This is a genomic window from Legionella gratiana, assembly GCF_001467695.1.
Classification (GTDB): domain Bacteria; phylum Pseudomonadota; class Gammaproteobacteria; order Legionellales; family Legionellaceae; genus Legionella; species Legionella gratiana.
Genome location: NZ_LNYE01000023.1, coordinates 188441 through 211905, shown reverse-complemented (window position 1 = coordinate 211905; position 23465 = coordinate 188441). Strand labels below are relative to the sequence as shown.

The window sequence follows — 23465 nt, the reverse complement described above, 5'->3', positions numbered from 1 at the left end:
TCATGGATCCATCGAATGAAAAGGACATCTATGAAGCCAGGATTTTGATAGAAAATGAAATTATCTTTAAAACCACTGGAAAAAACCTTGACGATTTGAAAATATGCTTAAGTGAAAAATGTGATCAGGAGCACTCGGGAGCTGAAGGAGAAATTGTTGAGATTATTTCAGGTTCAATCATGTATCGATGTCATAAACAAACAATTATTGATCAATAAATCCCTATTTTTGGAAATCAAAACTATGGAAGGCGTCCAAAATGTACATATATCTTGTAATAATCAATAAGGTTTCTTGCAATTATATTGCAAGTGCGTAAAGCTAATGTAATTTAAATGTTATCGGCAAGGAAGTCTTATGTATAAACAGATTATGGTTGCTGTTGATGGGAGTAAAACTTCCTCTTTAGCCTTAAAAGAAGCCATTCAACTTGCTAAAAACCAAAACTCTAAACTTTGTGTGGTTCACATCATTGATACCTTATATGAAGGCGATGTAGATCGTGAGGCGTTCGTTGAATTAATAAAAAAACAAGGGCAAGAAGTTTTAAAATCAATAAAGAAAAAACTAAATCGCGTAAAAATTGAGTTTGAAATGAAACTAGTTGAACTCACTCCTTCTAAATCACAAATTGCTGAAAAGCTTGTCGATGAGGCAACAGGATGGTCTGCGGACTTAATCATTATTGGTACTCATGGTCGGCGTGGGATTCAGCATATACTGACTGGTAGTGTAGCTGAGGAAATCATTCGTATCTCCAAAATCCCAGTATTGTTGGTAAAAAAATAGACGTATACGAGAGAAAATTAGCCTCTGTTTACAACTCGAATGAGCAAATCATTTTTTACATCATATATTCTTAATCAAAATATGCTATAAGTTTAACCACAAACCAACAGCACCAATACAAAATGACAAAAATACATACAAAAAAACAGATTAATTTTGGTAATGTAAGTAAAAATGCTCTTCCTCGATATGAATATCATCGTACACTACGTGATGCGATAGAACTATCTGCTACAAGCTATTCACAACAACAAGCAAAAAATGGAGTTATGTATCAATGGGATAACATTGCTCCAGAAATTGCTCTTGTTGTCTTGCAAGATGCCAAAAAAAAGGGCATTAATATTCAAGACGAAGTACTGGAAACAATGGGTGCTGAAGCATATTACGAAGAGTGTCTAAAAATAACTCTAGAAAAACTACAAAGCAACCCGCATTATTCCTTGTTCCTACAAAAATTAGCATTACATATTACTCATAATAAATCTCAAGAATTGACCGTTGAGAACTTAAAATCATTAGGAATTAATACTATTGATCAATTTGATGAAATCTTTGTTCATTTTTTGTCAATGCAAAGCAAATTAGTTAAAAACTTCCCTAATTTTCACAAGATAACCGAGGAAGATGATTATGACCAATTCATTACGTTCATGGCTAATGAACCATTGTACGAATCATTTCTCCTATCATATACGCAACATTTAGCATCTGAATTTAATCAAGGAAGAATAAAAAGTGAGCAAGTAGAAGCACCTAAAGAAATGGATAGCAAATCGTTACTCAAATTTTTACACGCAATTAGCTATGACTTAATTCTTAAAACTCCCAATACCGATTTGCTGAAAACAAACACGTTATATGTGGAGTTACTTCATGATCAGCTGAAATATACTGTTATTAATCCTTCTGGAAAAGAAATCAGTGCGCTAATTAATTTCAGTGAACTTGATTTTGCTTTGGATGAACCAATTTCTGAGGAAAACTTAAAAAAACATTTATCTGCTATTTTGAAAATTACATCACAACGAGGACATACAGGAGATATTCCACTTAATAGTACTGCATCACTAAGAGATAAAGGAGTTTCCTTTTTAGAGAGCGATCTTGGCGCAAGCATATTTCTATCTCATTTACCTGCCGTTGATTTGGTAAAAGATGAAGGAATTAAATTTACCCTCTATCAATGGCTTAGTCAGGGTAACTTAGCGCGTTTTATCGATCTATTAGCAGCAGGAGCATGCCAACACTATAACCAAGAACTCGATAGTCAAATAAAACAAATGAAAGAGCTTGTGGGAGACAATGAACTATTTCAAAATGAAATCGAAACTGTGGGCATCTTAATGAAGGGGATAGTTGCTTTAGTCGCTAGCTTAGAAGGGAACTCCCACGCCAAAGATATAGAGTTGGATACGGCGATAGCACAGCTGATTAAACATTTAATAACCATTGACAAACTCTATAAAAATACCCCTCTTTTAAAATCAGATGAGGCTTTTCCATCAATCACAGGAAATTTTGAAAATTTTATCAAAAAAGTCCTCTTTAATTCTTCGAATGGCAAACTCATTCAATATGTTCCTGATAGTAAAGATAAAGAAAAAACCTGGAAACTTAATTTAGTAGATTTAGTCGTTGGATTAGTGAACAATACAAATTTCGTTTCCGTACGTGATGTTAAAAATAAAGAAGAGTATTCTTTTTTGACAGATGAATTAGGTTTAGTGATACCGCCTCCTGTTGTGTTCAGAGAACAGCTTAAAGACAAACTAACAATACATTTAAAAAATGATATACATCACTATCATACTGTACGTAGTTATGAAAATGATAAATTAAATATGACTCAAGCACCCATGGTTTTTAGAGAAGGGCATTTAACCGATTCATTAACTGAAACCACATTTTTTGCTAAAAAAATGACTCGTATTGGGGAATACACTACAGATAGTCATTTGTTATCCGGGCAAGAAAATAACTTAAAAAAACATGAAGTCCGATCAGCAACTGCTACCGCATTAGCAGCTACTGGAATTGGTACCCGTACTGTAACTGATAAGTTTGATATCGCCCTCAAATTTGATGACATGAATGATATTAAGATTCTCTATATTGTTCGTGGAAAAGAAGCATTTAATCCACAACCTTTTACAGAGATGATGGGTAAAACCAAATTAGCTGAAATTGCTTATACGCATGTTAAACCCCAAGATTATATTATGACGATTATCTATAACCACAAGCATGAAATACTTGATGTAATTCCTGGTAACTTAAACGGCGAAATTCAAGGAGTTAGCGATTATGCCAAAGAGGTTATTAGAGCAGGTATTGATTTTTATAATAAACAACATGATCACTCTTTGCTTTATAAACCTTCAGTTAAGCTGCCTGATTTTCATGTACACAAACAGCATTCCGCAAACCCATTACCTAAAAAGAAATCTTTATTTGCTCTCTTACATATGCATCAAATGGAATCAGATTCTTTAGCAAAAAAAACGCCGCCCTCGAATTTTCTAGGCAGTATAAGAATTAATCGTAGCATTAGTAATGGCTATAAGATTTTATCTATGGACATGTTAAGGCCGGAAGTAAAACAAGTGCAACCATTAAGTGACGGATTGGTTCTTCCTGAACAATCATTTCAAAAAACACTTGGTCGATTAAGTGAGGTTAGAGAAGCGGCCGTTGCTCATTTTAATATGAGACACATCTTAACTCTTAAAAGTTTAAATCGGTGGAGTCTTCAGGAAAGAAAATTGCACGAAACTTATAATCGCATACTACAGCCTAATTTTATGGAAGGAGATCTAGAAGAACAATTAATGCACGCCAATGTAGCTCACGAAGAATGGCTCACTGATGTCTTAGTTCCCAAAATGCAAACGACATTAATGCTTCATCTCGCAACGAGATTAATCACTGATTATCGAGTTGATGTAGAGGAGGTCAATGAATTAGCACAACAATTATTTCATAATATTTTAAAATCGGGTGTAAAGTCCCAACAACTCTTGGATGCTTGGTCAGAAATGAATACTTCGCTCCATGAAACAAACACGAAACAACTCTGTACTAAAAACGCCCATGAACGAATGAAACAACTATACCCTACACTAAATCAAGAAAGCATTGCATATCAATCCAGATTTAATTCGTGTTTCATCATGGAAATGAATAAGGTACAAAAAAAACAGGGTAATCAAACCATGTCGGAGTTTTTGGATAAAAACCTAGATGACTTTACTGAAGAAATAAACCTTGAGAAAAAAACAATTTATCCATTAACTGATAATCACGATTTTGTTTTTTTAGGACCAGCAGCAAGTGGTAAAAGCACCATTTCTAACAGATACATTAAAAAAGAAGAAAGAAAAGATTACGTCTCACTCGCTACAGATGATTATCGGAGTATATTTATGCCTTTCACTGAGGCGTTTGAAAAACAAGAAACAGACCAAGGTTTCATTCGTACTCAAGATAGCGCCTATTTAATTAGCGAGCTTGTTGAAAAACGTATGCTCGAAAAAAAGGAAAAGCGCCCCAATATCATTATTGACGGTGTGACTTATAAACCATCACAAAAAGCTTTAGTTGCACAAAATAATAATTCTATAATCGTTTGTGCTTGTCTGGATGATATGTCAGAAGCCATCAAACGTTCTTATGAGCGAGCAAGACAAGAAGAAAGTGGCTCAGCTGATAAAGGTCGTTATGTAAATACCACTAGCTTGATTCATATGCATAAAACAGCAAGTCTTAATTTATTAATTCACTGCGACCTCAATACTACAATTGCATTTTACAATACTAATGTGCCTCGCAGCACAATACCTCCTTTAATTGCTACTTTGGACACCCATGGAGAGAAAACACTTACAATTAGTCATGATACAGGTTCCTTGATGTGTTTAGCATCCTTTTTTAATAAAGCACGAGTAAATACTGGAGCTAAAAGCGACAAACATCTTTTTTTGAAACGATTAAAACAACCTGAATTCCAAATTGATTCATTACTTGCGGTAACAGATTATGGATTTAAAATTGTATTGAATGGAGAGCACAATAAGCCATGCGTCACTATTAAAAAGGCAAGTAATGGCCAAATGATTATGGAAATCACCGATCCTGAACAAATTAAAGCTAAAATCAAAGACAATCAGGCTGAAAAATCTTTATTGCAAATGCTTTTATTATACGGAAAACTTGGTAACCTTAAATCAGTTCAAAAAGAGTGTTTATTACATGATGATATTGATGTTGTTATTGATCCATTAATTGATTCATACTCTACACAGGAAAATACTGGACATTTTTTGCTTAAAACCATTTCAAACTAGATATAATCCTAGAAAAAGCAGTTGAGTTCGTAGTGAGCAAACTAAAGGTAGGATAATTATGATTAGTACATCTTTTAGGTCAGGAGGTTACATTATGAATACTGAATTTCAGGTAAAAATTGCATTACAGAAAGAGAAAATAGAGAACTTTATTAGTCAGATGCGTAAAATACTTTCAAATAACGATGATGCAGTTGAAAAAGAAAATCGGCTTGAGATATTTGATACTTTGCTACTTTTAGCAACCTATGCTAATTCTGAAGAACTTGAAAAAGAGTTTCAAAGTTCATTACCTCTGTACGAAACTGATAATACAATCAATTACATGTGTCGACAACTACGTGAAATTAATGGTTTTTGCAAGTGCTCTTTGAGTGATGAACATGAGGTATATCAAGATTTATTTAGTACTATAACATTCCCTTCTGCCAGAGCAAAAAACTCAGCCCGCGAATTGCTTAGCCAAACAATTTCTAGGACAATCCTTGAAGCAACAAATACAGCTAAGATATACCAAATATCACCAAGGTAGCATTCTCGAAACAAATGTGACAAATTTTATGAGCATTAAAATTTCTATATTCTTAGATATCATTATATGAATATAATTTACCTACCTCCTGATTGAATGTCCCTCTTGCTAAAAAATTCATGATTAATTCACGTGTTTTTGCATTATTCATAATAAAAGTATGATTGGAATTCACAATAACAGGATCATTTTGTCCCTCCAAACGCGCATACTCAGGTGGTACTTTCGCATCATACTGACCAGCGATTATCCCTATTTTAATGTTAGGTACAGGTACATGATGTACATATGATGTTTGATCAGAACTAAGCTCAGCTAATGGTTTTATCGGGAAGGTAAGAAAAGGAAACATCTTCGTAGATAACTTTGCTAATTTTGAACCTTGATTAGGTGGAGCCAACATAATGAGAGAACCAATATTTTTTAATTGCTTTTTTGAAAGGGTAGCGAGTGCTTCTCGAGTAATAATTCCCCCAAGACTGTGCGTTATAAAATTAATTTTTACCCCAGGATTTTTTGCTAATAAATTTTTAATAAATTGACTTAAATAAACCCCATGTTCTTGGATACTGTATTTAGGAGAAGGATAATTATAAGAATAAACTTCATAACCTTTTCTTTTTAAAAAATTTTTTAGTGGCCACATACTTAAGGAAGTACGCATTAAACCATGAACGAGTACAATTATTTCCCGAGCATGTTGTGATTGAACTAGAACTTTATGAGAAGCGCTAGGATCTTGCTTAGCCGCCGTAAATGCATGAGTTTGAACCATACACATCATTCCACTAATCATCAAAATGAGTTGAATAGATCGTTTTACTTGGTGAATGGTTTTGACCATTAATCTTCCTTTTTAAAAATTAATATTCCTAGTTTATCTAATATAGCAGCTTCGAAGAACATTCCAAGACGAGAATATATCAAACCTTTTGCATCACAAACAGATTTTGCTTTGAGTGCAAAAACGCGGGGGGTCAAGGAGCGCAGTTATATTCCTAAGAGCAAAATAGAGTTGCAGGTAAGAGATCCAGTAAAGCAAGAGATCTGATCTTTTTTTTGATAGGATTGATGGATTTTTTTCCTAATACAAGATACTCTACCCGTCCTTTTACAATGAATTCCATTAATAAAAAAATTGAACCACTAACCTAGGAGTTTTATATGTTAAAAAAGGTGATTTTTACTACTTTTTCCATAATGAGTTTCTCTTCCTTTCTTCCTGCATATGCAAACATAGATACAAGCTGTAAGGTTCAAGTAGCTGTTGCAACACCACCAATAACTTTTGACCAAAATGTTGCATTTAATGTAACTAGTCAAACAGGATTAAGTAAATCCATTACACTCAGCGGCGGAAGTGCTCCACAATTTATTGAAAAATTACCTTGTACTTCAGAGCCTTTAATAATAAGCGCAACTCCTTATATAACTCCAGCGAATGGCTTATTACAAGCTCCTGTCATTGGTCAATGTATTTTAAAAGCAGGCCCCGTCTTTTTAAATGGTCCAGAAAATAGTGTTTCTGTAGTATTTCCTTACGATTTTAATTGCAGTTATTAACTTCGGCATGTTTTTGCCTACATCTTTTCTTAAGATGTAGGCGAGAGCTTTACTTATTATCCTTATCATGCCTTTTGTGACATATTCCCCAATAAGCGCCGAGACAACTAAACACTGCCCCAAGAAAAAATACCAAGAAAGCTAAAAAAGCACCTGAAGCAAGATCTGCTGGAGTCACGTTAACCTCCACCACAGTAACTTTTTCACCATTTTCTGTTGAAGAAGAGATCTTAGTAGATCCAACTGGGGTCGTAATTTGTGTAATAGGAACTGGAATTGCGACAACAGTACGAGCAATATTCGAATATGCGACTACGTTTTGACTCAAAATCCCTAATACTATAGCACCTATGATCAAAGAAGAAACCCAGGTAATAAAACCGTAAATAATTCCCAAATGATGATGTTTGGAGCAATGCAACCGACCTAAATAACCTGCAATATAACCACTAATAACCGTGGCAACAATAACACAGACGATTATTCCTAGCATTCCACCAAAAGAGAATACAATTGATCCATTAGTTACAGTCTTAAAAGAAGTTAACCCTATAACAATGCTTAATAGACCTAATAAAAGACCCAGTCCAAGAGCAATTAACGCCCCAACAAGAATAGCTGTCCAAGAAATACATTTATTGGGATGTATATGACAATGTTCATGCTCTAACGTGTTATTACTTATCATTTAACTCTCCTTATCTAAATGATTAATGTACTGCTTTTCCCCAGATAAAGATGAAGTTTATCTCCTGCTGATAGTCATATAGCATTCGGGAAAATCTTCTTTATTCTCAGGCAATTACTTTTTCATAAAAAGTAACCCATGTATCTTTGCTTTTCAAGCAAAAAACACAATCACTTACCACAACATAATACTCTTTAAATATAGAACACAATGTGGTTAATGGCTTTGGTTCTCAGCAATTTGTTCTATATTCCGCACAATATTTTTAGCAATAGCATTAAGCGGTAAATCGTTATCATCTTTACCAAAAGGATCTTCCAATTCTTCAGACAAGATTTCTAGACCCAGTAAAATATAAACAATCATGACCATCATTGGAATAATAAAAAAACCAAAAGTATCAATCCAACCAAAAGGAAACATAAGCGCATAAAAAAGCAACGCTTGTTTTACAAAAAAAGCAAAAGCATGGGGTACCGGAGTATTAGCAATTCGCTCACACCCACCTACCATATCGTTGATGTTCGCAAGATGAACATCTAAAACAAGATATTGTTCCAGATGCAGCTTATTTTTTTGACGCAATTCATTAAGAATACGATACATTCGTTTCATTATTAAAAGAACTGGATTTTTTCCTTCAAACTCATGGATACATAAAGAAAGCAATTCTGTTTGGATTCCATTACTTTCTTTACGTAGATGTGCTTTAATAACGATAGGAAGTTTTTGAAGTAATGCATAAAAATCGGGATGTTCATTCAATCCTACGAAAGCATCAAACTTTAAACCCAAATTACGACAATTATTTACAATAGATCCCCATAAAACTCGACCTTCCCACCAACGTGCGTAACTGGTATTGACTCTAAAACTAATAATAATAGTTAGAATAAAGCTAAAAATCAGGTGGAATTGCCCTAAATTATAGCGAGTCGCACTTTCAAAAAAATAGGCAATAAATACTGCATAGAGGATAAGCACTACCGAAATTGGCATTAATTTTCGAAATACTTTTTCTTTATAAAACAAGAAAAGATGGGGCACCCAAGTTAAAAGATTATGCGATCTTTTCTTCATTGTTACAAACCTTAATTAAAAAGATAATAGTGTAACTTACTGTTTGTGCAAAGCAAAGATTCAAAGAGATGACTGCAATTTTATTGAGACAACAGCTACTCCTGTCAAAAAATTCGCTTTAATTTATTTAATTGAAAATAAATGAAATTTTCTAAGTTGCTCTCAATTTTTAATCCAGCTAAGATAGAGCCAACTAAAAATCATAAGGAAGTGATCCATGAGTGATTTTTTTCAAACTCCTCCTTGTCTTAGCAATCAATACGATGATGATCGACTATTAAAAACTTATCTTGAATGGAAACTTCCACCGCCCATGCTTACTGAGATTCAACCTGAATTGTATCATTTAGGCCAACGCGCCATCGAAGACATTTACCAATTAGGCCTAGAAGCAGAAGAATATCCACCCAAACATATACCCTATGATCCATGGGGTAAGCGCATAGACCGTATCGAGGTTTCTCAAGCCTGGAAAAAACTCGACAAAATTTCAGCTGAAGAAAAATTAATTGCCATTGGTTATGAACGTCGGCATGGTGCTTTCTCTCGAATTCATCAATTTGCCAAGTTATATCTGTTTCATCCCTCTTCAGCCATTTATACATGTCCTCTTGCAATGACCGATGGTGCCGCACGAGCCTTGGAGCTTTATGCCGATGAGTCATTAAAGCAACATGCCCTTCCACATCTTATTTCTTCTGATCCTGCTCAATTCTGGACTTCGGGACAATGGATGACTGAGCGCACAGGAGGCTCGGATGTAAGTGGTACCTCTACCATTGCTAAACCTGATGGTACTTACTTTCTTCTCAATGGTGACAAATGGTTTACCTCAGCAACAACATCACAAATAGCGATGACTCTTGCTCGTATCGAAGGTGCTCCAGAAGGAAGTAAAGGATTAAGTCTTTTTTATTTAGAACTTCACGATCAAATGGACAAACTCAATGGTATCCGGATTAATCGCTTAAAAGATAAATTAGGCACACGTGCGCTCCCTACAGCAGAACTCACTTTAAACAATACACGTGCACTATTGGTCGGAGGAGCTGGTGATGGGGTAAAAAAAATCTCCTCCTTATTTAATATCACCCGAATTTACAATGCATGTTGCGCTGTAGGTTATATGCGCCGCGCCATTGCACTTGCCCGTGATTATGCCACGAAACGCGTTGCATTCGGTCACACTTTATCAAAGCACGGACTGCATATCGAAACTTTAGCGAATATGCAAATAGAATTTACTGCAGCATTTCATCTCGTCTTTCATGCTATTGAACTTTTAGGAAAAGATGAATTAGGTGAAGCAACACAAACCGAACGAGCCCTATTAAGACTATTGACCCCTCTTGTAAAACTCTATTCAGCAAAACAAGCAATCGCACTCGTCAGTGAAGCTTTAGAATCCTTTGGTGGAGCTGGGTATATTGAAGATACCGGATTGCCACAATTACTGCGAAATGCCCAAGTTTTATCCATATGGGAAGGCACAACAAATATTCTAAGTTTAGATGTCTTACGCGCAATTCATAAAGAAAATGCGGCAGTAGCATTTCTCGATGACCTACAAAAACGCTTGAACCAAATCAACCTCCATGACCTCATCCAGGCTAAAGTAAAAGTCCAACATATGACACAAAAACTACAAAATTATATCCACTCACCCCAAATAAGTGATGAGGATCAACAAGCAGGTGCGCGTCAACTTGCTTATTCTTTAACGCAAACCTTTGCCGCAAGCTTATTACTGGAACACGCTCAATGGGCTTTTTATAAAAATAACGATACGATACCTATGATTACGGCTATCCGATGGTGTGAAAAAAACTTATCTGAACCGTCCCATTTTTCGGAAATCTATCGAAAAAAATCACAAATACTCGCTATGGATTATAATGATTTTTAACTGCGACAAAATAAAATTAATCTATTTATAACTCCCCACACCATTCTGATAACGGAATGATTTTCCTGATCACTCCCTCGCTTGTCCAAATAACTATTAGTTATATCCAATAAGCCATAGATATGCATCGCTTAAATTCCCTTAATTAATGGTTTGTAGAATAAAAAATAAGCATCTAGAAATAAGATTGCTATTTAAAAAATAGCTGGGAGAAAAAAATGAAAATCGTAGTTTTTAGTAGTTGCAGCAATAACTTTGGCGACCTGGCGTTTGGTAAAAGAATAGGATTAAAATTACGCGATAAATATCCAAAAGCAGAAATTTCTTTAGTGACTGATCCGAAAGATAGTCCTAGAGGAAAACAAGCGAAAGCGCATCTTGAAAAGATTAATCTAGATTCAAAGTTTCCTATAATACCAATTGATGATTACCAACAAAATTATCGATACGATGTTCCAGCTGATTTAATCATCATAGGCCCTGTTTTAAACATTAAAGAAGATTTAGTTATTAATATCTTAGCAAAGAATAATCCTACTGTACCTATTGTCTTAATGACTGAATATAACTTTGATGATTGGGTAATCAGAGATTTAAATGATAAGATAATGCGACAAAAAGGATTTTCCGGTTCGATTCTTGATTTTCCGACGGGTATCAATAACCTTGGCGGCATTTTTATTGAAAACCAACTTGTTGATTGTGATTTAACGAAAGACGAAACGCGACAAAATATTTTTAATAAACTGACACAAACAAGTAACATTATATTAGGCAATGCAAGCAGTAACGACTATATAAATAACACAAATATTGCCGTTAATTACAGTCATAATAATGCTCGCCGATTTCTAACTGTACATAGCTTGATAGTTAGTCCTGTTAAAAATGTCGACGTAATCAACCTTGGTGATAAAAATCAAATTGACAAAACAGTATTAAAAGAACAATCAGAAAAACTACTCCAGAAAGGTTTTTCTAAGGTCATTTATGCATCTATAGAAGATGGTTCAGAAGTTGTTGCCCAAACCAATAATAATGGTCCTATTTACAGAGTGATACATACAGGTATGGTGTCTGCTGATGAATCACTCGCACTACGTCAATTATGTGGCGATTTTGGAGGCGCCACGGGGGATCAATCCTATAGTGAAGCTATTTCAAAGAGTTCTATTGTTGTATATGAATGTCAAACATGGAAAAAAGGTTTTTTAGATGCGATGGTAGCACTTGGAAACACTATTGATGCAAGTGGCAAATTAGGAGAAACAATTAGGCTACTAGGTACAGCAGATAGTGAAGAAAAATATGTAACGTTATCCTCTAATCTAAGAGATGAAAATGTATTAAAGGGGCTACACGATTTTCGCCTCACCATTTTAAAAAATCACGACTTATCTATAAATCTCAAATACTTAGATGATTTTTGGAATAAAGACCTAAAAAAGAAATTAATTGATCAACTAAGCAAGTACTCTTCTCAACTTAAATCGCTGCATAATCATAATGATATTGCTGTGATCTTAAAAGATCTTACTGATAAAATAGATGGACGTTCATTGTTCGAGATCCTAGAACATTGGAAAGTTGATAACGCTCATGGTTTTGATAAAAACAATTATGAAGTATTGTTCAATAATAAAAATAGAATCGCTTATCAAATTAAGAGTCTGATTGACAGTTATTTCTCAAAAAGCCAGATAATACATAAAATAAATAGTGATGACGATTTTTATATTGGTATTAAACAAAGTATCATTCTTTCTGATAGCCATAAAAATCAACCGCAAACCTCAATAACTAGGAAGTCAGCACAAAAGTACCTTGATGTAATTCTAACATTAGTTAATGATCTAGAGAGTGAAGTGCAAAACACACAAACTAATCAAAGCGATAAGCTCCTAAGATTATGTGATGAATTAAAAAACGAAATCAGAAACACCTTTATAACATTAGCCAAAGAAAATGCAATGAATCCCACTATTTTCCATTTGATTGTTTCAGAATTTAAAAACCATGCCACTGTAAAGCTAAACAATTTTCAAGCGAATTCCAGTAATTTAATACCAAACAGCATGAATAAATTTGACGTGCTAAAATTTACAATCCAAAGCTCTGTCAACGAAAGTATTTCAAATTCAAAAGAGGAAATCAACGATTCAATAAGATCCAGCAATACTGCCCCTTATTCTATGCAACAATCACTACGAAGTAACCTCCAAGAGCTTCGTAACGAATACATACAATTAGAGAATATAACACCAACACCCCGCAAAAATCGAAAATAGGAATATTGATACACTTTATAAATAGTATGGGCACTGTTAACTAGGTTAACAGTGCCCTAGTGTCTTGATGTCAAATTGAATTATAAAATTAGAACCTGTGACACCACTGTTTTTAATTGTTAGTTAGAGCATTATAGTTGTTAAGAAAATAATTCCTTTTAAAAAATATGAGTACCCACTATCACCCTATATTGAACTATTGATCGAGTAGTTATAAGATAAATTAATTATCAAGACATACTGAAAAATGAATATCGTCGAATTAAAATCATTTCTCGCTGTTGTTGAATATCATTCGATTTCTTTAGCATCTAAAAAAATGTATGTTACTCAGCCCGCTATGACCAAGCGCATACAAAAGTTGGAGTCAGAACTTGGAGTGCAGTTATTTAAAAAATCAGGTTTACGAACCGAATTAACTGAAAAAGGTAAGCTAAGTATTCCTTATATTAGGCAATTAATACATACCTATGAAGGATTGATGCTTCAACTGGAAGGAAAAAATTGTAATTCACGTTTGCTTAGCAATATTGGCGCTTCAGTTTATATCGCGCAATCTGTACTCCCTGACATTCAAAAATATATAAGCTCTCAAAACAATAATTTACTCATGAACATCAAATTAATTCATGAGCGAGATGTTGTCGATGGATTATTTAGTGGTAATTTCGATATAATTCTTTCTCCTTTGAGCTTCAGTTTTCCAAAAACAGTAACTTCGATTCCCTTATGGAGAGAAAAACTTTTACTTGTTGCTGCTGATGATCATCCTATTCACTTAAATAAGAATCTAACATTGAGCGATTTAGCTCTTTACGATGCTGTAGTAATGGAAAAAGGAATGGCATTGCGCCAGAAAATTGATGAACTTCTATGGAATAATGATCTGAACTTAAGAGTAATATCCGAAGCGAATACCATCTATAATAATATCGCTATGACCCAACAACAATTAGGATGGTCTGTGATTTATGAACGTTTATTGCAGCCAGGTTTATCTCCGATAAAAATTGAAGGTTGTGATTTGGATATCGAATTTTATGCATATTTTCTAGTGAAACGCAAAGAAGAACGAATGGTTAGACTACTTATTGGGTATTTACAGCAGTTTATTAATGCATCTAATGAATGGAAAAATTTTGCTATAAAAAATTCATAATTCGCTAAAAAGAATTTGCCTTATTCAACTCATTTTTTCTGACAATAATTTTTTTACAGTTAATAAGTCAAAATAGGTTTTTTTCTTATCAGCTGGATTTCGCAAAAGATAAGCAGGATGATAACTCACTACGAAGGGAATATTGTTATAATGATGTACCGTATTACGTAGTTGTTTCAAAGAAAGAGGCTTGTTCAATAAAAATTGGCCTGCAAAACGCCCTAAAGCCAAAATCAGATGGGGTCGAATAAACTCAATTTGACGAACCAGAAAAGAACTGCATTGAGCAATTTCATCCAGATGGGGATCGCGATTATTAGGGGGTCTGCATTTTAAAACATTAGCGATATAAACATCCTTTTCAACCATCTCAATGCTCTGCAGCATTTGATTTAATAAACCCCCGGCCTTTCCGACAAAGGGCAAACCTTGCTGATCTTCATAAAAACCTGGGGCTTCCCCAATAATCATTAACTTAGCTTGCTCATGGCCGCGATAAAAAACAGTTTGTGTACGTGTCTTATGCAGAGGGCATCGTGTACATGCTGCCACTTCTTTTGCGAGTGAGGATAGGTCTTTTTGACAAGAATTAGGGTGACGCAGTAGCCAAAGATCGATACCCATAGTTTGCAGATAATAATGATTTAATTCATTAGACATAAGTGGCCTATTTTAAATAAAAAAATTACATTAGGAATGTGTCAACAACCCCTAGAGCGTCATATGCTTACGTCCCGTGACATGTCCTCAGGATCTAGAAACGCTCCCCACATTGCTGGATTCTGCAGACAAGCCGCAGAACCTCGAAACAGAGAACTGTGCACATTTACATCATTCAGTGCTCTCGAGTTCTTGGTGAGTGCATTTTCGTATTTCATCTTCGATAAATCAACGATTACTCTTCGTCATATCTTAGGTTATAAAATTTATTAATTACACTCTGTTAATGATTTTAAATTATTTTGCTAATATATTCCCTATTGTCATTTGTAATGAAGAACTAATTCATGACATTAGCACAACAAATAAACCCATATTCTGCAGAATCTGCATTTAGCGATGGTCGATTAAGACAAGCACAATTAAAGATGCTTGCGATGCTCGAAGTCATTGATTCTATTTGTCTTAAGCATAATTTAGACTATTGGCTTGATGCAGGAACCCTTCTAGGAGCTGTGCGACATCAAGGTTTTATCCCATGGGATGATGATGTAGATATTGCTATGCCTCGTGCAAGTTATGAACAATTCTTACGTGTCGCTCCCGAAGAAATTCCTGATTTCATGTGGCTACAAACAATACACAGTGATCCTGGCTATTTTAACATGGCCACACCTTTAAAAATTAGAGATCGATGCAGTCGTTTTATTGAAAAGCATGAAAAAGGTAATGAACCTTATGTGCAAGGTATCTTTATTGATGTTTTTGTCTATGACAACATGCCCGTGGATCCTAAGCAACGAAAGCGCTATAAATTTTATGCTAAAAAACTCTCCCGTTTATTAAGCACTAAATACAGCAAAGTGAAAACAGGACATTATCCAACTCTTTACAAGACTATTGCCTCTCTTTTGCCTAAATCTCTGCTCGAATTTTTCCTAGAAAAAATTATCTATCAAGCCAACACAAGTAAAAGCCCTTATGTAGGGCGTGGTTATAATTGTGTCGGTAATAATTTAATAAAACATGATGAAATATATCCCCTTCAACGTGTTATATTTGAAACTAAAGAGTTCAATATTCCCAATAATGCCGAAACATTTCTCATTCAACAATATGGAGATTATTGGACAATACCACCAGAGGATCAAAGAACGATGAGACACTGTAAAGAACTCATCCCCCATCTGAATGAAATGATAGGATGAGCATGCTCACAATTCACCCTCACGATAATCAATTGTCAACTCTAAATTTTCGAAAGAACGTCGTCCTCCGCTCACGGAGGGCGACGATATCGAGAGGCGATGATTCGTCCTTAAATTGACGTCATTGAGCGTTCATGCCTCATGCTCCGCAAGTGATCCTTCAAATCTTCAATGCAGCATCGTTCTAAGTCAATTGCTTCGCTCATGGATCGCTTTTCATTCGCCCAAATTACTTTAATTTTTTACGATACTTGCGCTGTTGCTGTTTTTTTACTCCCTTGGTACTGCCTGTTCAACTCTTCAAGTGCTCCTTCAGTAAAATCTATCTCTGGATTTATTATTTGCTCTTTCCAGAGAGGCATGCGAACTGCTTTGAAAAAACGCTCTTGTTCTGCTTGTTCATAAAGCTTTTGGACTTCAGCTGTGTAAAGCTTGCAAGCTCCTGTTATTTTTCCTTCATCATCAGCATCTAATTCAATAATGGCCTTTTGGGCTGCTGCTTTAGAATCCACTTTTGCACCTCGAATACTTACATCCATGCTCTTTTGAGCATCTTCTATGCTATCAAAAAATGCAACCTCATGGCCTAATGAATAACCACAAACTTGTTCATACATAAACTGATGAAAAGGATTAACGACAAACGAGGATAAATCTTTAAGACTATCGCCAACCGAAGTATATGCAGGGCTTACTATTGCGTATAACTTTTTCATTTTATTCCTTAAAATTTTAAATTAAACGACTCATTCTAATACCGATTTTTTAGTTCATTTTTGCTAAATTTTTCAAGTGCAAACACTATCAAATTTACTTGTGTTTGTATAGGAATTAATGGATCGCTAAAAAGAAAAGACAGTAAGAACATTTTAGGACGTGGGCAATATATTATTCGTTGCCTCACGTCCTTCAAAAAATACAGCAGGTTCAGCGGTCTTAACTTGTGCAGTAGGACTCAACTGATTTTTATAGGTTTAACCTAGCTCAGGTTCATATGCAGCTATTTTTCGGGGTTTTAATTCAGCCTGTTCTTCTGCAATTGCTTTATCATTTACAATTTTAGTCACGCAGGCATCAGACCAAACATTTAAGGAGGTTTCCAACATATCAATTAGACCGTAGAAAGGCAAAATAACACCCATAAGTACAATTGGAACATTCATACTCGATAATAAGCTCACACTAAGGAAAAAGCATCCCATAGGAACACCGGCATTACCAATCGCAGCAACTGTAGCAACGATAATCCATAATCCCATCGTACCATAAGAAATTGGTATGCCGTGATTTTGCATTAAATAAATCACTGTAGCAAAAATAAAAGCAGCGCAACCATTCATATTGATACTGGTGCATAGCGGTAGCACAAAACGACTGATTGATGGCTTAACCTGTAGATTCTTTTCTATAGTACTCATAGTTACAGGTAATGTGCCCACTGAAGACTTAGAGAAAAAAGCTACTGATAATGCGGGAAGCATAGAACGCATCGCTGTAAAAGGCTGAATTTTGTTCTTCTTCAACCATAATGGCAATATAATAAAACCTTGGATTAAATTTGCTAAAACAACAATTAATAAGTATTCACCTATACCTTTAATATCCATGCCAGAACGTAATTGAACAACTGTTGAAGTAATAAAACCAAAAAGTCCCAAGGGAATAACGGCAATAATCCAACGCGTCATCACCAAAAACATACCGTGTGCGCCTCTAAAAAAGCGTGTTATTATATCACGTGAATCTTCATCGGGAATTTGGCGTACCGCAATGCCAATAATGATACTTAAGAATAATACCCCCATGACTTGTTGCTCTAAAAAGGGAGCTAATAAGTTAGTTGGTATGATATTTGCCAAATACCCAATATATCCTAGGCTGCTTGCTGATTTAATCTCATGAGAGTCCAAATTGACCTGAACAGAGCTAGGATGAATAACGATATAGAGTAAGCAACTAATTACCGCAGCTACTACAGTTGTCGAAAAAGTGTACGTAATTGTTCGCTTCCAAATTTTTTTCATAAATCCATCGGTCTTATAATTTGCCAAAGTAACAATTATCGATAAAGAAATGATCGGTAAACTGATGCATTTAAAGAGCTTAATAAACAAATCGGAAACCAATAATCCAGTTTCTTTTAAAACACTTATATCCGACAGCCCACTGGCAATACCTAAACCGATCATCAAAGCATAAATTAATGGGGTACTAAAAATGAATTTTTTCTGTTGCTGATGTGCTGCACACATATTTAAAATCCTCAAAAAAAACCGAACGATAAAGAAGGGGAAAAAAGAAAATGAGATCAGCAACAACAACAAATAAGCTTAAAATGAGAGAGGGTCGAATGATGAGCCATATGGTAAGACGGAATTAACATGGAAACCCTTATAAATGTTTAAAATATGAGCAATACGAATTATATTCTAACACGCGCCAATTATTCGTCAAGAGCTTTATGTGCCTTATACAATTAACCAACTAATTCTATACAATTAATTTGCTGTTTCAAACGGATAATCCGTCGGTAGGCATCTTCAATACGTTGGGATTCTATTTTTTGTTCAAAGATTAAGCGCTCGATTACTTCAATTACTTCAGGCGCTGTTATCTTGGCTAATTGATTTGCAAAAATGATCATATCAGCCCCTGCATTGATTGTCAGACATAAAGCGTCCTCAAGCGAGTAATGATCAGTGATGGCTTGCATTTGTAAATCATCAGCGATAATTACTCCATCATAACTCATAGAATTACGCAATAAACCCGTTAAAATCTCGTAGGATAAAGTAGCCGGCATCCCCTGACTGTCCAGCTTTTTGTTTATTACATGCGCTGTCATAATCATTGTAGGATGATACACATCGCGTACCAATGAAAAATACGGTTCTAACTCTTCTCTTCGAAATGTATTCGTCACATCGACAAATCCCTTATGCGTATCACCAAGCGCACTTCCATGTCCTGGAAAATGTTTGTAGCAGCATGCAATACCGTAGCGAGAAAAAACACCCACAAATTTTTTAGCAAAATCAACTACTTGTTCAGGAATAGTTGAAAAACTACGATGTAAGGCACCAACAATACCCTGTTCTTCTTGTAAGTTTAAATCCACAACCGGAGCAAAATTAAGATTAAACCCTAAAGACTTTAACGTAAACGCCATTTGGGTCAATTCCGCCTGCAATGCTTCAGGAGACAAACGTGCCATATCATAAGCACTGATGGTTGGCATACATCCCTCAACTCTGGACAAGCAGTCGATGGCTCCTCCTTCATAATCTATGGCAACTAATAGAGGTAATCCATTATTTTTATAATTTATTTCAGAAGAATAATCATTAAGTTGACGAGTCAGCTGTTTTATTTGTGCCTGATCTTTTAAATTCCTTCCATACGATGCTGTAGATACATCTTGATCAAATAATAAAACACCACCTAATCCATCAGAAGAAAGCCATTCAGCCACGGGACTTTTATCATGAATAGTGCATCCATCAAATCCCATAATTAACATTTGACCAATTTTATTTCTTAAAGTAATCATGAATTGTCCCCTCAACTTATATAGGAATAATCCTAAAAAGTCAGTCCGTATTTAGATCAATCCCATTTATATCTTTTTGGGTGGTATTGCTGGAATACTGTCAAAATCACACTTACATGTTCCAGTAGCGTCAGGAGGAAGTGGGATTTGTGAAAAATCGGAAGGATAACACACAGAAACATTCCACGCTGAATCACCAGGATTAACTTCATTGGGTAAAGACCAATAGTTTTTAGCATAATAACTTTCACCTTTTCCGCTTTCCCATATCGCCGGTGAAAACTGAGCACGATACATTAATTTCTGTCCAGGCTCACAAAGAAAAGATTGACGCACCCAAGACTTTCCAGGCGGTATTATTGCTGTGGTTAAAACTTTGGCCGTTGCTGCATCCATAACATCTACTGTCACAGTATAGTTACTCCAACAATTATCCTTAGCTAAGGTATAGTAACAGGTAATAGCCCATAGTGAATTAGAGGAAATAAGACTTACAGCGACAATAAAAATTCGTGCTAACATATTAGAATCCTTCGTGCGTAGAGCAATTAATCTTTTTATTTTGGGGCTCAAAACGAAACCCATACTAAGAAATAGTAACAACCTTAGAACTATTTACTAATAGTATATACAATATCATCTAAAAGTTATGTATTTAAGATAAAACAAGGGTTGATTTTATCATCTGACCTGTATAAGCTTGCCCGATTGGGAGAGATGGCCGAGCGGTCGAAGGCGCACGCCTGGAAAGTGTGTATACGGAAACGTATCGAGGGTTCGAATCCCTCTCTCTCCGCCAAATTAAGAAGGTAATGGTCAGACCCCATGCTTGAGCTGTCTCTTAATCATAAGTTAAACATCTTGGGTAAAAGTCAGATTTGAGTACAGGTTGGACTCTTACTTAGGACCTGTTAACAATTCGCTAGACTGAGCCAAAATGGCATGATTTTAGAGCACCGAAATACAGCATACTCAAAGTATGTGAGTATGCATCGGAACGGATAAAATCATGCCATTTTGGCCAGGATAGTGAACTTGTTAACAGCCCCTAATAAAAGTAGTTGATATTATGGCGAGAACCTACTGCCTTTATGTCTCACATTCCCAGGTACTTTGCAGTGATGGAGCTAACACATCTTAGTATGTAGCCTGCAAAGTATGATTATGAACAATTCATTTAGGGATATGACAAATGAAGTTAATTATAATAGGAATTTTATTATCATTTAATACAATCGCTGGCAATTATTTCCCTAAAGAAATATCTCAAGATCAGCCATGGTCTGTTTCTGCAAGTGCTGGAACTGGTAATTACCAAGTAAATTCTAGTAATAAAAATACGGCCATAGGAAGGTTTGCACTTGCTAATGAACTGATGCTCGCAGGCAATATTGCCCTGGGCCTAGAATTAGGGCTGCAAACGGGTACTCGAATAAAATTGAACTTGCAAAAAGAAACATTTCAAGCACTAAAAAATTGGATTCCAATGCAAACCACTCTTTCACCTACACTCGATTTATTAATCACAACCAAAAGCGATCCATTGGGAAATAGTGATTTTTTTGCTCAATTAAAAGGTGGACTTGCATACAGACACTGGCGAGATACCCGTGCACCCCTAAATGATATTTCACAACTCGCTGGTGAAATACAAGCGGGTTTTGGATATCCAATTACTGCTCTAGCTAGTTTAAGTCTATTGTATCAGGGAATATTTAGCGGTAATGGTCCTAATCTTCATTTAGATACTCACAATAAGGAACAATTATCAAATATACCTACATTACATGCCCTATTGGTTGGATTATCTATTAACCTATAAAAAATAGGATCGTAACACTGAAACTCAGGAATATTTTAGATTAGCTTCTCCTTCTATTGAACTATAATTTAATCAAATCGGAAGTCGATATGTGAAGAGTTTACTCAAAAAACGCTTAACTTAGCGCCATTAAATTATAGGGAGTACTATCATGAAAGAAAAACATTATGCCTATAAAATAACTCACCATGCATTAGGCTTAAATTGTCCTCATTCTGCGCTAGAAAACGATAAGATGGTAGACTTATTAAAAGAAATAGAAAGCCAACATCACGATGGTGTATTCTGGGTATTTAAACAATTTGGCGATCAACCTCAAGAAGCCTTGTGCCTTATAGACTGTTCAAAAAAACGAATTTACTTTCATTATTCTGGGGAAGTCGAAGATCTACAAAAGGCGATTACTAACTTAAGTCATTAAATGGTAAAAACCATATCATCAAACAAAGTGAATCAATTAAAATCTTTTTGGATTTATTTATATCTAAATAGATCTGGACAATTGTCTTCATTTTAGTCACTATTTCAATCCGAGTTGATTACCTAAATAAACGTTTCGGATAAGAGTTATATAAGATCCAGTCGATATCTAGGTTCGTTCGGGTTGAGGAGTCCTGCCATAGACTTAATGAACTTGTAGTCGTCCTCGCGAAAGCGGGGACCCATTTTGATGTAGACACCATGCTCCAATAGAAATGGATTTCCGCTTTCGCGAAAATGACGAAGCCCTTCAGTCAATAGCAGTGCTCCTCAGCCCGAACGGTTCGTGATAATGAGCCGATCTCCTTAGCCGAAACTCAAAATGAAGAGAATATTATGTCTTTAAAAATTAGAATCATTTTAAGTTCTATTGTTTTTAGCTTCTTGTCTTACGCCTATGCGAAACCTGTATCAAAAAATAGTGAAAATGATACAGCCATCCAAAATGCTGTTTTATTCTACATTAATGAATACAGACAACAACATGGCTTATCTAAACTGACGATGGATAATCATATTGTAATTCAAGCCAAACAACATTCTCAGGATATGGCCACCCATCGCATGCCTTTTGGCCATAAAGACTTTGGAAAGCGAATTGCCACACTACGCTCACAAATTAAAAACGCGGGTGGTGGCGCCGAGAATGTCGCTTATAACTACAAAAGTGCCCAAGAAGTAGTAAAGCAGTGGCTACATAGTCCAGGACATAAAAGAAATATTGTTGGTAATTATAATCTGACAGGTATTGGAGTTGCTCGTGATAAACAAGGAAAACTTTATTACACCCAAATTTTTATTCAAACTGGAAAAAACAGTCGAAGCTATGCAACGTTTAAAAGACCGACTCTTAGTGTTCCATTTTTCGGTATCATGAGAAAAAATTAAACGTAGTTTACTTTCGGACTGACTCGAGCACAGCATGCTTTTGCTCTATTTTATATTTGAAGATTACGATTATCCTATTTTTTTAACGCAATCTTTGCAAAAAACAATTAAGACCAAGTGGCATTACTATGAGGATTGGCCTATCATAAGATCATAGACAGTACACATTGTTCAGCCAACATCATTACTTGGGAGCCAGATTGAGAGTGCGGTGTGCATGCCTAGTATAAACTAAGAAGCCTAAAACACTCCAGAGGAGTCCATCATAGTAACTAGGACTGCTAACAATCTTACTGTCTATTCTGAATTCGACAAAAAGGCATTTTTTTATAGGATGCCTTTTTTATTTTCTAATTTCCTCACTTATAATTAACGTGAGTTGGACATAAAAAGCATAAAAATGCCGTTTATGTCGCTAAACGAACATTATCCAGTTCCAAATAGAAACAGTTCGATATAAAAAATTACTTTATTTTTTAGGTCGAACTCACGTTATAATTAAGAGA

The 23465-nt window shown here is 35.3% G+C and carries 20 protein-coding genes and 1 tRNA gene; 13 read left to right on the top strand and 8 right to left on the bottom strand.

The genetic code is table 11. The annotated features are described in order from the left end of the window. Positions 1 to 2: 2 nt before the first annotated feature. The 4 genes from Lgra_RS11815 to Lgra_RS11800 all read left to right on the top strand — a co-directional run bounded on the left by Lgra_RS11815 (position 3) and on the right by Lgra_RS11800 (position 5667). Positions 3 to 218 (top strand): hypothetical protein, encoded by a 216-nt coding sequence (locus Lgra_RS11815; protein WP_058499475.1) that lies wholly within the window; start codon positions 3 to 5, stop codon positions 216 to 218. Between the two features lie 139 nt (positions 219 to 357). Next, positions 358 to 789, top strand: a complete 432-nt coding sequence (locus Lgra_RS11810) for a universal stress protein (protein WP_058499474.1) — start codon at positions 358 to 360, stop codon at positions 787 to 789. A gap of 122 nt (positions 790 to 911) precedes the next feature. Then, entirely contained in the window at positions 912 to 5135 is a 4224-nt protein-coding gene (locus tag Lgra_RS11805) for a zeta toxin family protein (RefSeq protein ID WP_058499473.1), read from the top strand. A 94-nt stretch (positions 5136 to 5229) separates the two neighbouring features. After that, on the top strand, positions 5230 to 5667 hold the full coding sequence (locus tag Lgra_RS11800; protein ID WP_058499472.1) for a hypothetical protein: 438 nt from the start codon (positions 5230 to 5232) through the stop codon (positions 5665 to 5667). Between the two features lie 52 nt (positions 5668 to 5719). Here Lgra_RS11800 and Lgra_RS11795 read toward each other — a convergent pair whose 3' ends face one another. Continuing rightward, positions 5720 to 6511 carry an esterase/lipase family protein gene (locus Lgra_RS11795; protein WP_058499471.1) on the bottom strand — a complete coding sequence of 264 codons (792 nt, stop codon included), beginning with the start codon at positions 6509 to 6511 and terminating at the stop codon, positions 5720 to 5722. A 320-nt stretch (positions 6512 to 6831) separates the two neighbouring features. Between Lgra_RS11795 and Lgra_RS11790 the strand changes: the two genes are divergently transcribed. Continuing rightward, the gene (locus Lgra_RS11790) at positions 6832 to 7230 is read left to right on the top strand and encodes a hypothetical protein (RefSeq protein WP_058499470.1); all 399 of its coding nucleotides are present in this window, start codon (positions 6832 to 6834) and stop codon (positions 7228 to 7230) included. A gap of 49 nt (positions 7231 to 7279) precedes the next feature. On the opposite strand, the gene Lgra_RS11785 is transcribed toward Lgra_RS11790, so the two are convergent. Next, the gene (locus Lgra_RS11785) at positions 7280 to 7918 is read right to left on the bottom strand and encodes a hypothetical protein (protein ID WP_058499469.1); all 639 of its coding nucleotides are present in this window, start codon (positions 7916 to 7918) and stop codon (positions 7280 to 7282) included. Positions 7919 to 8134: 216 nt separating this feature from the next. Beyond that, positions 8135 to 8998, bottom strand: coding sequence for a bestrophin family protein (locus Lgra_RS11780; RefSeq protein WP_058499468.1), 864 nt, complete (start codon positions 8996 to 8998; stop codon positions 8135 to 8137). Positions 8999 to 9215: 217 nt separating this feature from the next. Between Lgra_RS11780 and Lgra_RS11775 the strand changes: the two genes are divergently transcribed. The 3 genes from Lgra_RS11775 (at position 9216) to Lgra_RS11765 (ending at position 14351) form a co-directional block, all read left to right on the top strand. Then, positions 9216 to 10904, top strand: coding sequence for an acyl-CoA dehydrogenase family protein (locus Lgra_RS11775; RefSeq protein WP_058499467.1), 1689 nt, complete (start codon positions 9216 to 9218; stop codon positions 10902 to 10904). 218 nt (positions 10905 to 11122) lie between these two features. Then, positions 11123 to 13192 carry a hypothetical protein gene (locus Lgra_RS11770; RefSeq protein WP_238584436.1) on the top strand — a complete coding sequence of 690 codons (2070 nt, stop codon included), beginning with the start codon at positions 11123 to 11125 and terminating at the stop codon, positions 13190 to 13192. Positions 13193 to 13439: 247 nt separating this feature from the next. Continuing rightward, positions 13440 to 14351 carry a LysR family transcriptional regulator gene (locus Lgra_RS11765; RefSeq protein WP_058499466.1) on the top strand — a complete coding sequence of 304 codons (912 nt, stop codon included), beginning with the start codon at positions 13440 to 13442 and terminating at the stop codon, positions 14349 to 14351. Positions 14352 to 14375: 24 nt separating this feature from the next. Here Lgra_RS11765 and Lgra_RS11760 read toward each other — a convergent pair whose 3' ends face one another. Beyond that, positions 14376 to 15011, bottom strand: coding sequence for a uracil-DNA glycosylase (locus Lgra_RS11760; protein ID WP_058499465.1), 636 nt, complete (start codon positions 15009 to 15011; stop codon positions 14376 to 14378). A 347-nt stretch (positions 15012 to 15358) separates the two neighbouring features. Between Lgra_RS11760 and Lgra_RS11755 the strand changes: the two genes are divergently transcribed. Then, complete coding sequence (locus Lgra_RS11755) at positions 15359 to 16219, top strand: LicD family protein (protein ID WP_058499464.1); 861 nt, start codon at positions 15359 to 15361, stop codon at positions 16217 to 16219. 242 nt (positions 16220 to 16461) lie between these two features. On the opposite strand, the gene Lgra_RS11750 is transcribed toward Lgra_RS11755, so the two are convergent. The 4 genes from Lgra_RS11750 to Lgra_RS11735 all read right to left on the bottom strand — a co-directional run bounded on the left by Lgra_RS11750 (position 16462) and on the right by Lgra_RS11735 (position 20291). Then, positions 16462 to 16935 (bottom strand): hypothetical protein, encoded by a 474-nt coding sequence (locus tag Lgra_RS11750; RefSeq protein ID WP_058499463.1) that lies wholly within the window; start codon positions 16933 to 16935, stop codon positions 16462 to 16464. Between the two features lie 258 nt (positions 16936 to 17193). Continuing rightward, complete coding sequence (locus Lgra_RS11745; protein ID WP_058499462.1) at positions 17194 to 18471, bottom strand: dicarboxylate/amino acid:cation symporter; 1278 nt, start codon at positions 18469 to 18471, stop codon at positions 17194 to 17196. A 224-nt stretch (positions 18472 to 18695) separates the two neighbouring features. Beyond that, positions 18696 to 19769, bottom strand: a complete 1074-nt coding sequence (locus Lgra_RS11740; protein ID WP_058499461.1) for a glycoside hydrolase family 3 N-terminal domain-containing protein — start codon at positions 19767 to 19769, stop codon at positions 18696 to 18698. A gap of 66 nt (positions 19770 to 19835) precedes the next feature. Next, positions 19836 to 20291: a hypothetical protein gene (locus Lgra_RS11735; RefSeq protein WP_058499460.1), complete on the bottom strand. Its 456-nt coding sequence runs from the start codon at positions 20289 to 20291 to the stop codon at positions 19836 to 19838. A gap of 189 nt (positions 20292 to 20480) precedes the next feature. On the opposite strand from Lgra_RS11735, the gene Lgra_RS11730 reads away from it, so the two are divergent. The 4 genes from Lgra_RS11730 (at position 20481) to Lgra_RS11715 (ending at position 22959) form a co-directional block, all read left to right on the top strand. Continuing rightward, a tRNA-Ser gene (locus tag Lgra_RS11730) sits at positions 20481 to 20568 on the top strand. 393 nt (positions 20569 to 20961) lie between these two features. Further along, positions 20962 to 21591, top strand: coding sequence for a hypothetical protein (locus Lgra_RS11725; protein ID WP_058499459.1), 630 nt, complete (start codon positions 20962 to 20964; stop codon positions 21589 to 21591). A gap of 151 nt (positions 21592 to 21742) precedes the next feature. After that, positions 21743 to 22012, top strand: coding sequence for a hypothetical protein (locus Lgra_RS11720; protein ID WP_058499458.1), 270 nt, complete (start codon positions 21743 to 21745; stop codon positions 22010 to 22012). Between the two features lie 395 nt (positions 22013 to 22407). Next, complete coding sequence (locus Lgra_RS11715) at positions 22408 to 22959, top strand: CAP domain-containing protein (protein ID WP_058499457.1); 552 nt, start codon at positions 22408 to 22410, stop codon at positions 22957 to 22959. The last annotated feature ends 506 nt before the right edge of the window (positions 22960 to 23465 follow it).

Bases quoted from the DNA above. Each gene is read 5' to 3' on its own strand.
- Lgra_RS11815 (WP_058499475.1), top strand. From the start codon at position 3: ATGGATCCATCGAATGAAAAGGACATCTATGAAGCCAGGATTTTGATA.
- Lgra_RS11810 (WP_058499474.1), top strand. From the start codon at position 358: ATGTATAAACAGATTATGGTTGCTGTTGATGGGAGTAAAACTTCCTCT.
- Lgra_RS11805 (WP_058499473.1), top strand. From the start codon at position 912: ATGACAAAAATACATACAAAAAAACAGATTAATTTTGGTAATGTAAGT.
- Lgra_RS11800 (WP_058499472.1), top strand. From the start codon at position 5,230: ATGAATACTGAATTTCAGGTAAAAATTGCATTACAGAAAGAGAAAATA.
- Lgra_RS11795 (WP_058499471.1), bottom strand. From the start codon at position 6,511: ATGGTCAAAACCATTCACCAAGTAAAACGATCTATTCAACTCATTTTG.
- Lgra_RS11790 (WP_058499470.1), top strand. From the start codon at position 6,832: ATGTTAAAAAAGGTGATTTTTACTACTTTTTCCATAATGAGTTTCTCT.
- Lgra_RS11785 (WP_058499469.1), bottom strand. From the start codon at position 7,918: ATGATAAGTAATAACACGTTAGAGCATGAACATTGTCATATACATCCC.
- Lgra_RS11780 (WP_058499468.1), bottom strand. From the start codon at position 8,998: ATGAAGAAAAGATCGCATAATCTTTTAACTTGGGTGCCCCATCTTTTC.
- Lgra_RS11775 (WP_058499467.1), top strand. From the start codon at position 9,216: ATGAGTGATTTTTTTCAAACTCCTCCTTGTCTTAGCAATCAATACGAT.
- Lgra_RS11770 (WP_238584436.1), top strand. From the start codon at position 11,123: ATGAAAATCGTAGTTTTTAGTAGTTGCAGCAATAACTTTGGCGACCTG.
- Lgra_RS11765 (WP_058499466.1), top strand. From the start codon at position 13,440: ATGAATATCGTCGAATTAAAATCATTTCTCGCTGTTGTTGAATATCAT.
- Lgra_RS11760 (WP_058499465.1), bottom strand. From the start codon at position 15,011: ATGTCTAATGAATTAAATCATTATTATCTGCAAACTATGGGTATCGAT.
- Lgra_RS11755 (WP_058499464.1), top strand. From the start codon at position 15,359: ATGACATTAGCACAACAAATAAACCCATATTCTGCAGAATCTGCATTT.
- Lgra_RS11750 (WP_058499463.1), bottom strand. From the start codon at position 16,935: ATGAAAAAGTTATACGCAATAGTAAGCCCTGCATATACTTCGGTTGGC.
- Lgra_RS11745 (WP_058499462.1), bottom strand. From the start codon at position 18,471: ATGTGTGCAGCACATCAGCAACAGAAAAAATTCATTTTTAGTACCCCA.
- Lgra_RS11740 (WP_058499461.1), bottom strand. From the start codon at position 19,769: ATGATTACTTTAAGAAATAAAATTGGTCAAATGTTAATTATGGGATTT.
- Lgra_RS11735 (WP_058499460.1), bottom strand. From the start codon at position 20,291: ATGTTAGCACGAATTTTTATTGTCGCTGTAAGTCTTATTTCCTCTAAT.
- Lgra_RS11725 (WP_058499459.1), top strand. From the start codon at position 20,962: ATGAAGTTAATTATAATAGGAATTTTATTATCATTTAATACAATCGCT.
- Lgra_RS11720 (WP_058499458.1), top strand. From the start codon at position 21,743: ATGAAAGAAAAACATTATGCCTATAAAATAACTCACCATGCATTAGGC.
- Lgra_RS11715 (WP_058499457.1), top strand. From the start codon at position 22,408: ATGTCTTTAAAAATTAGAATCATTTTAAGTTCTATTGTTTTTAGCTTC.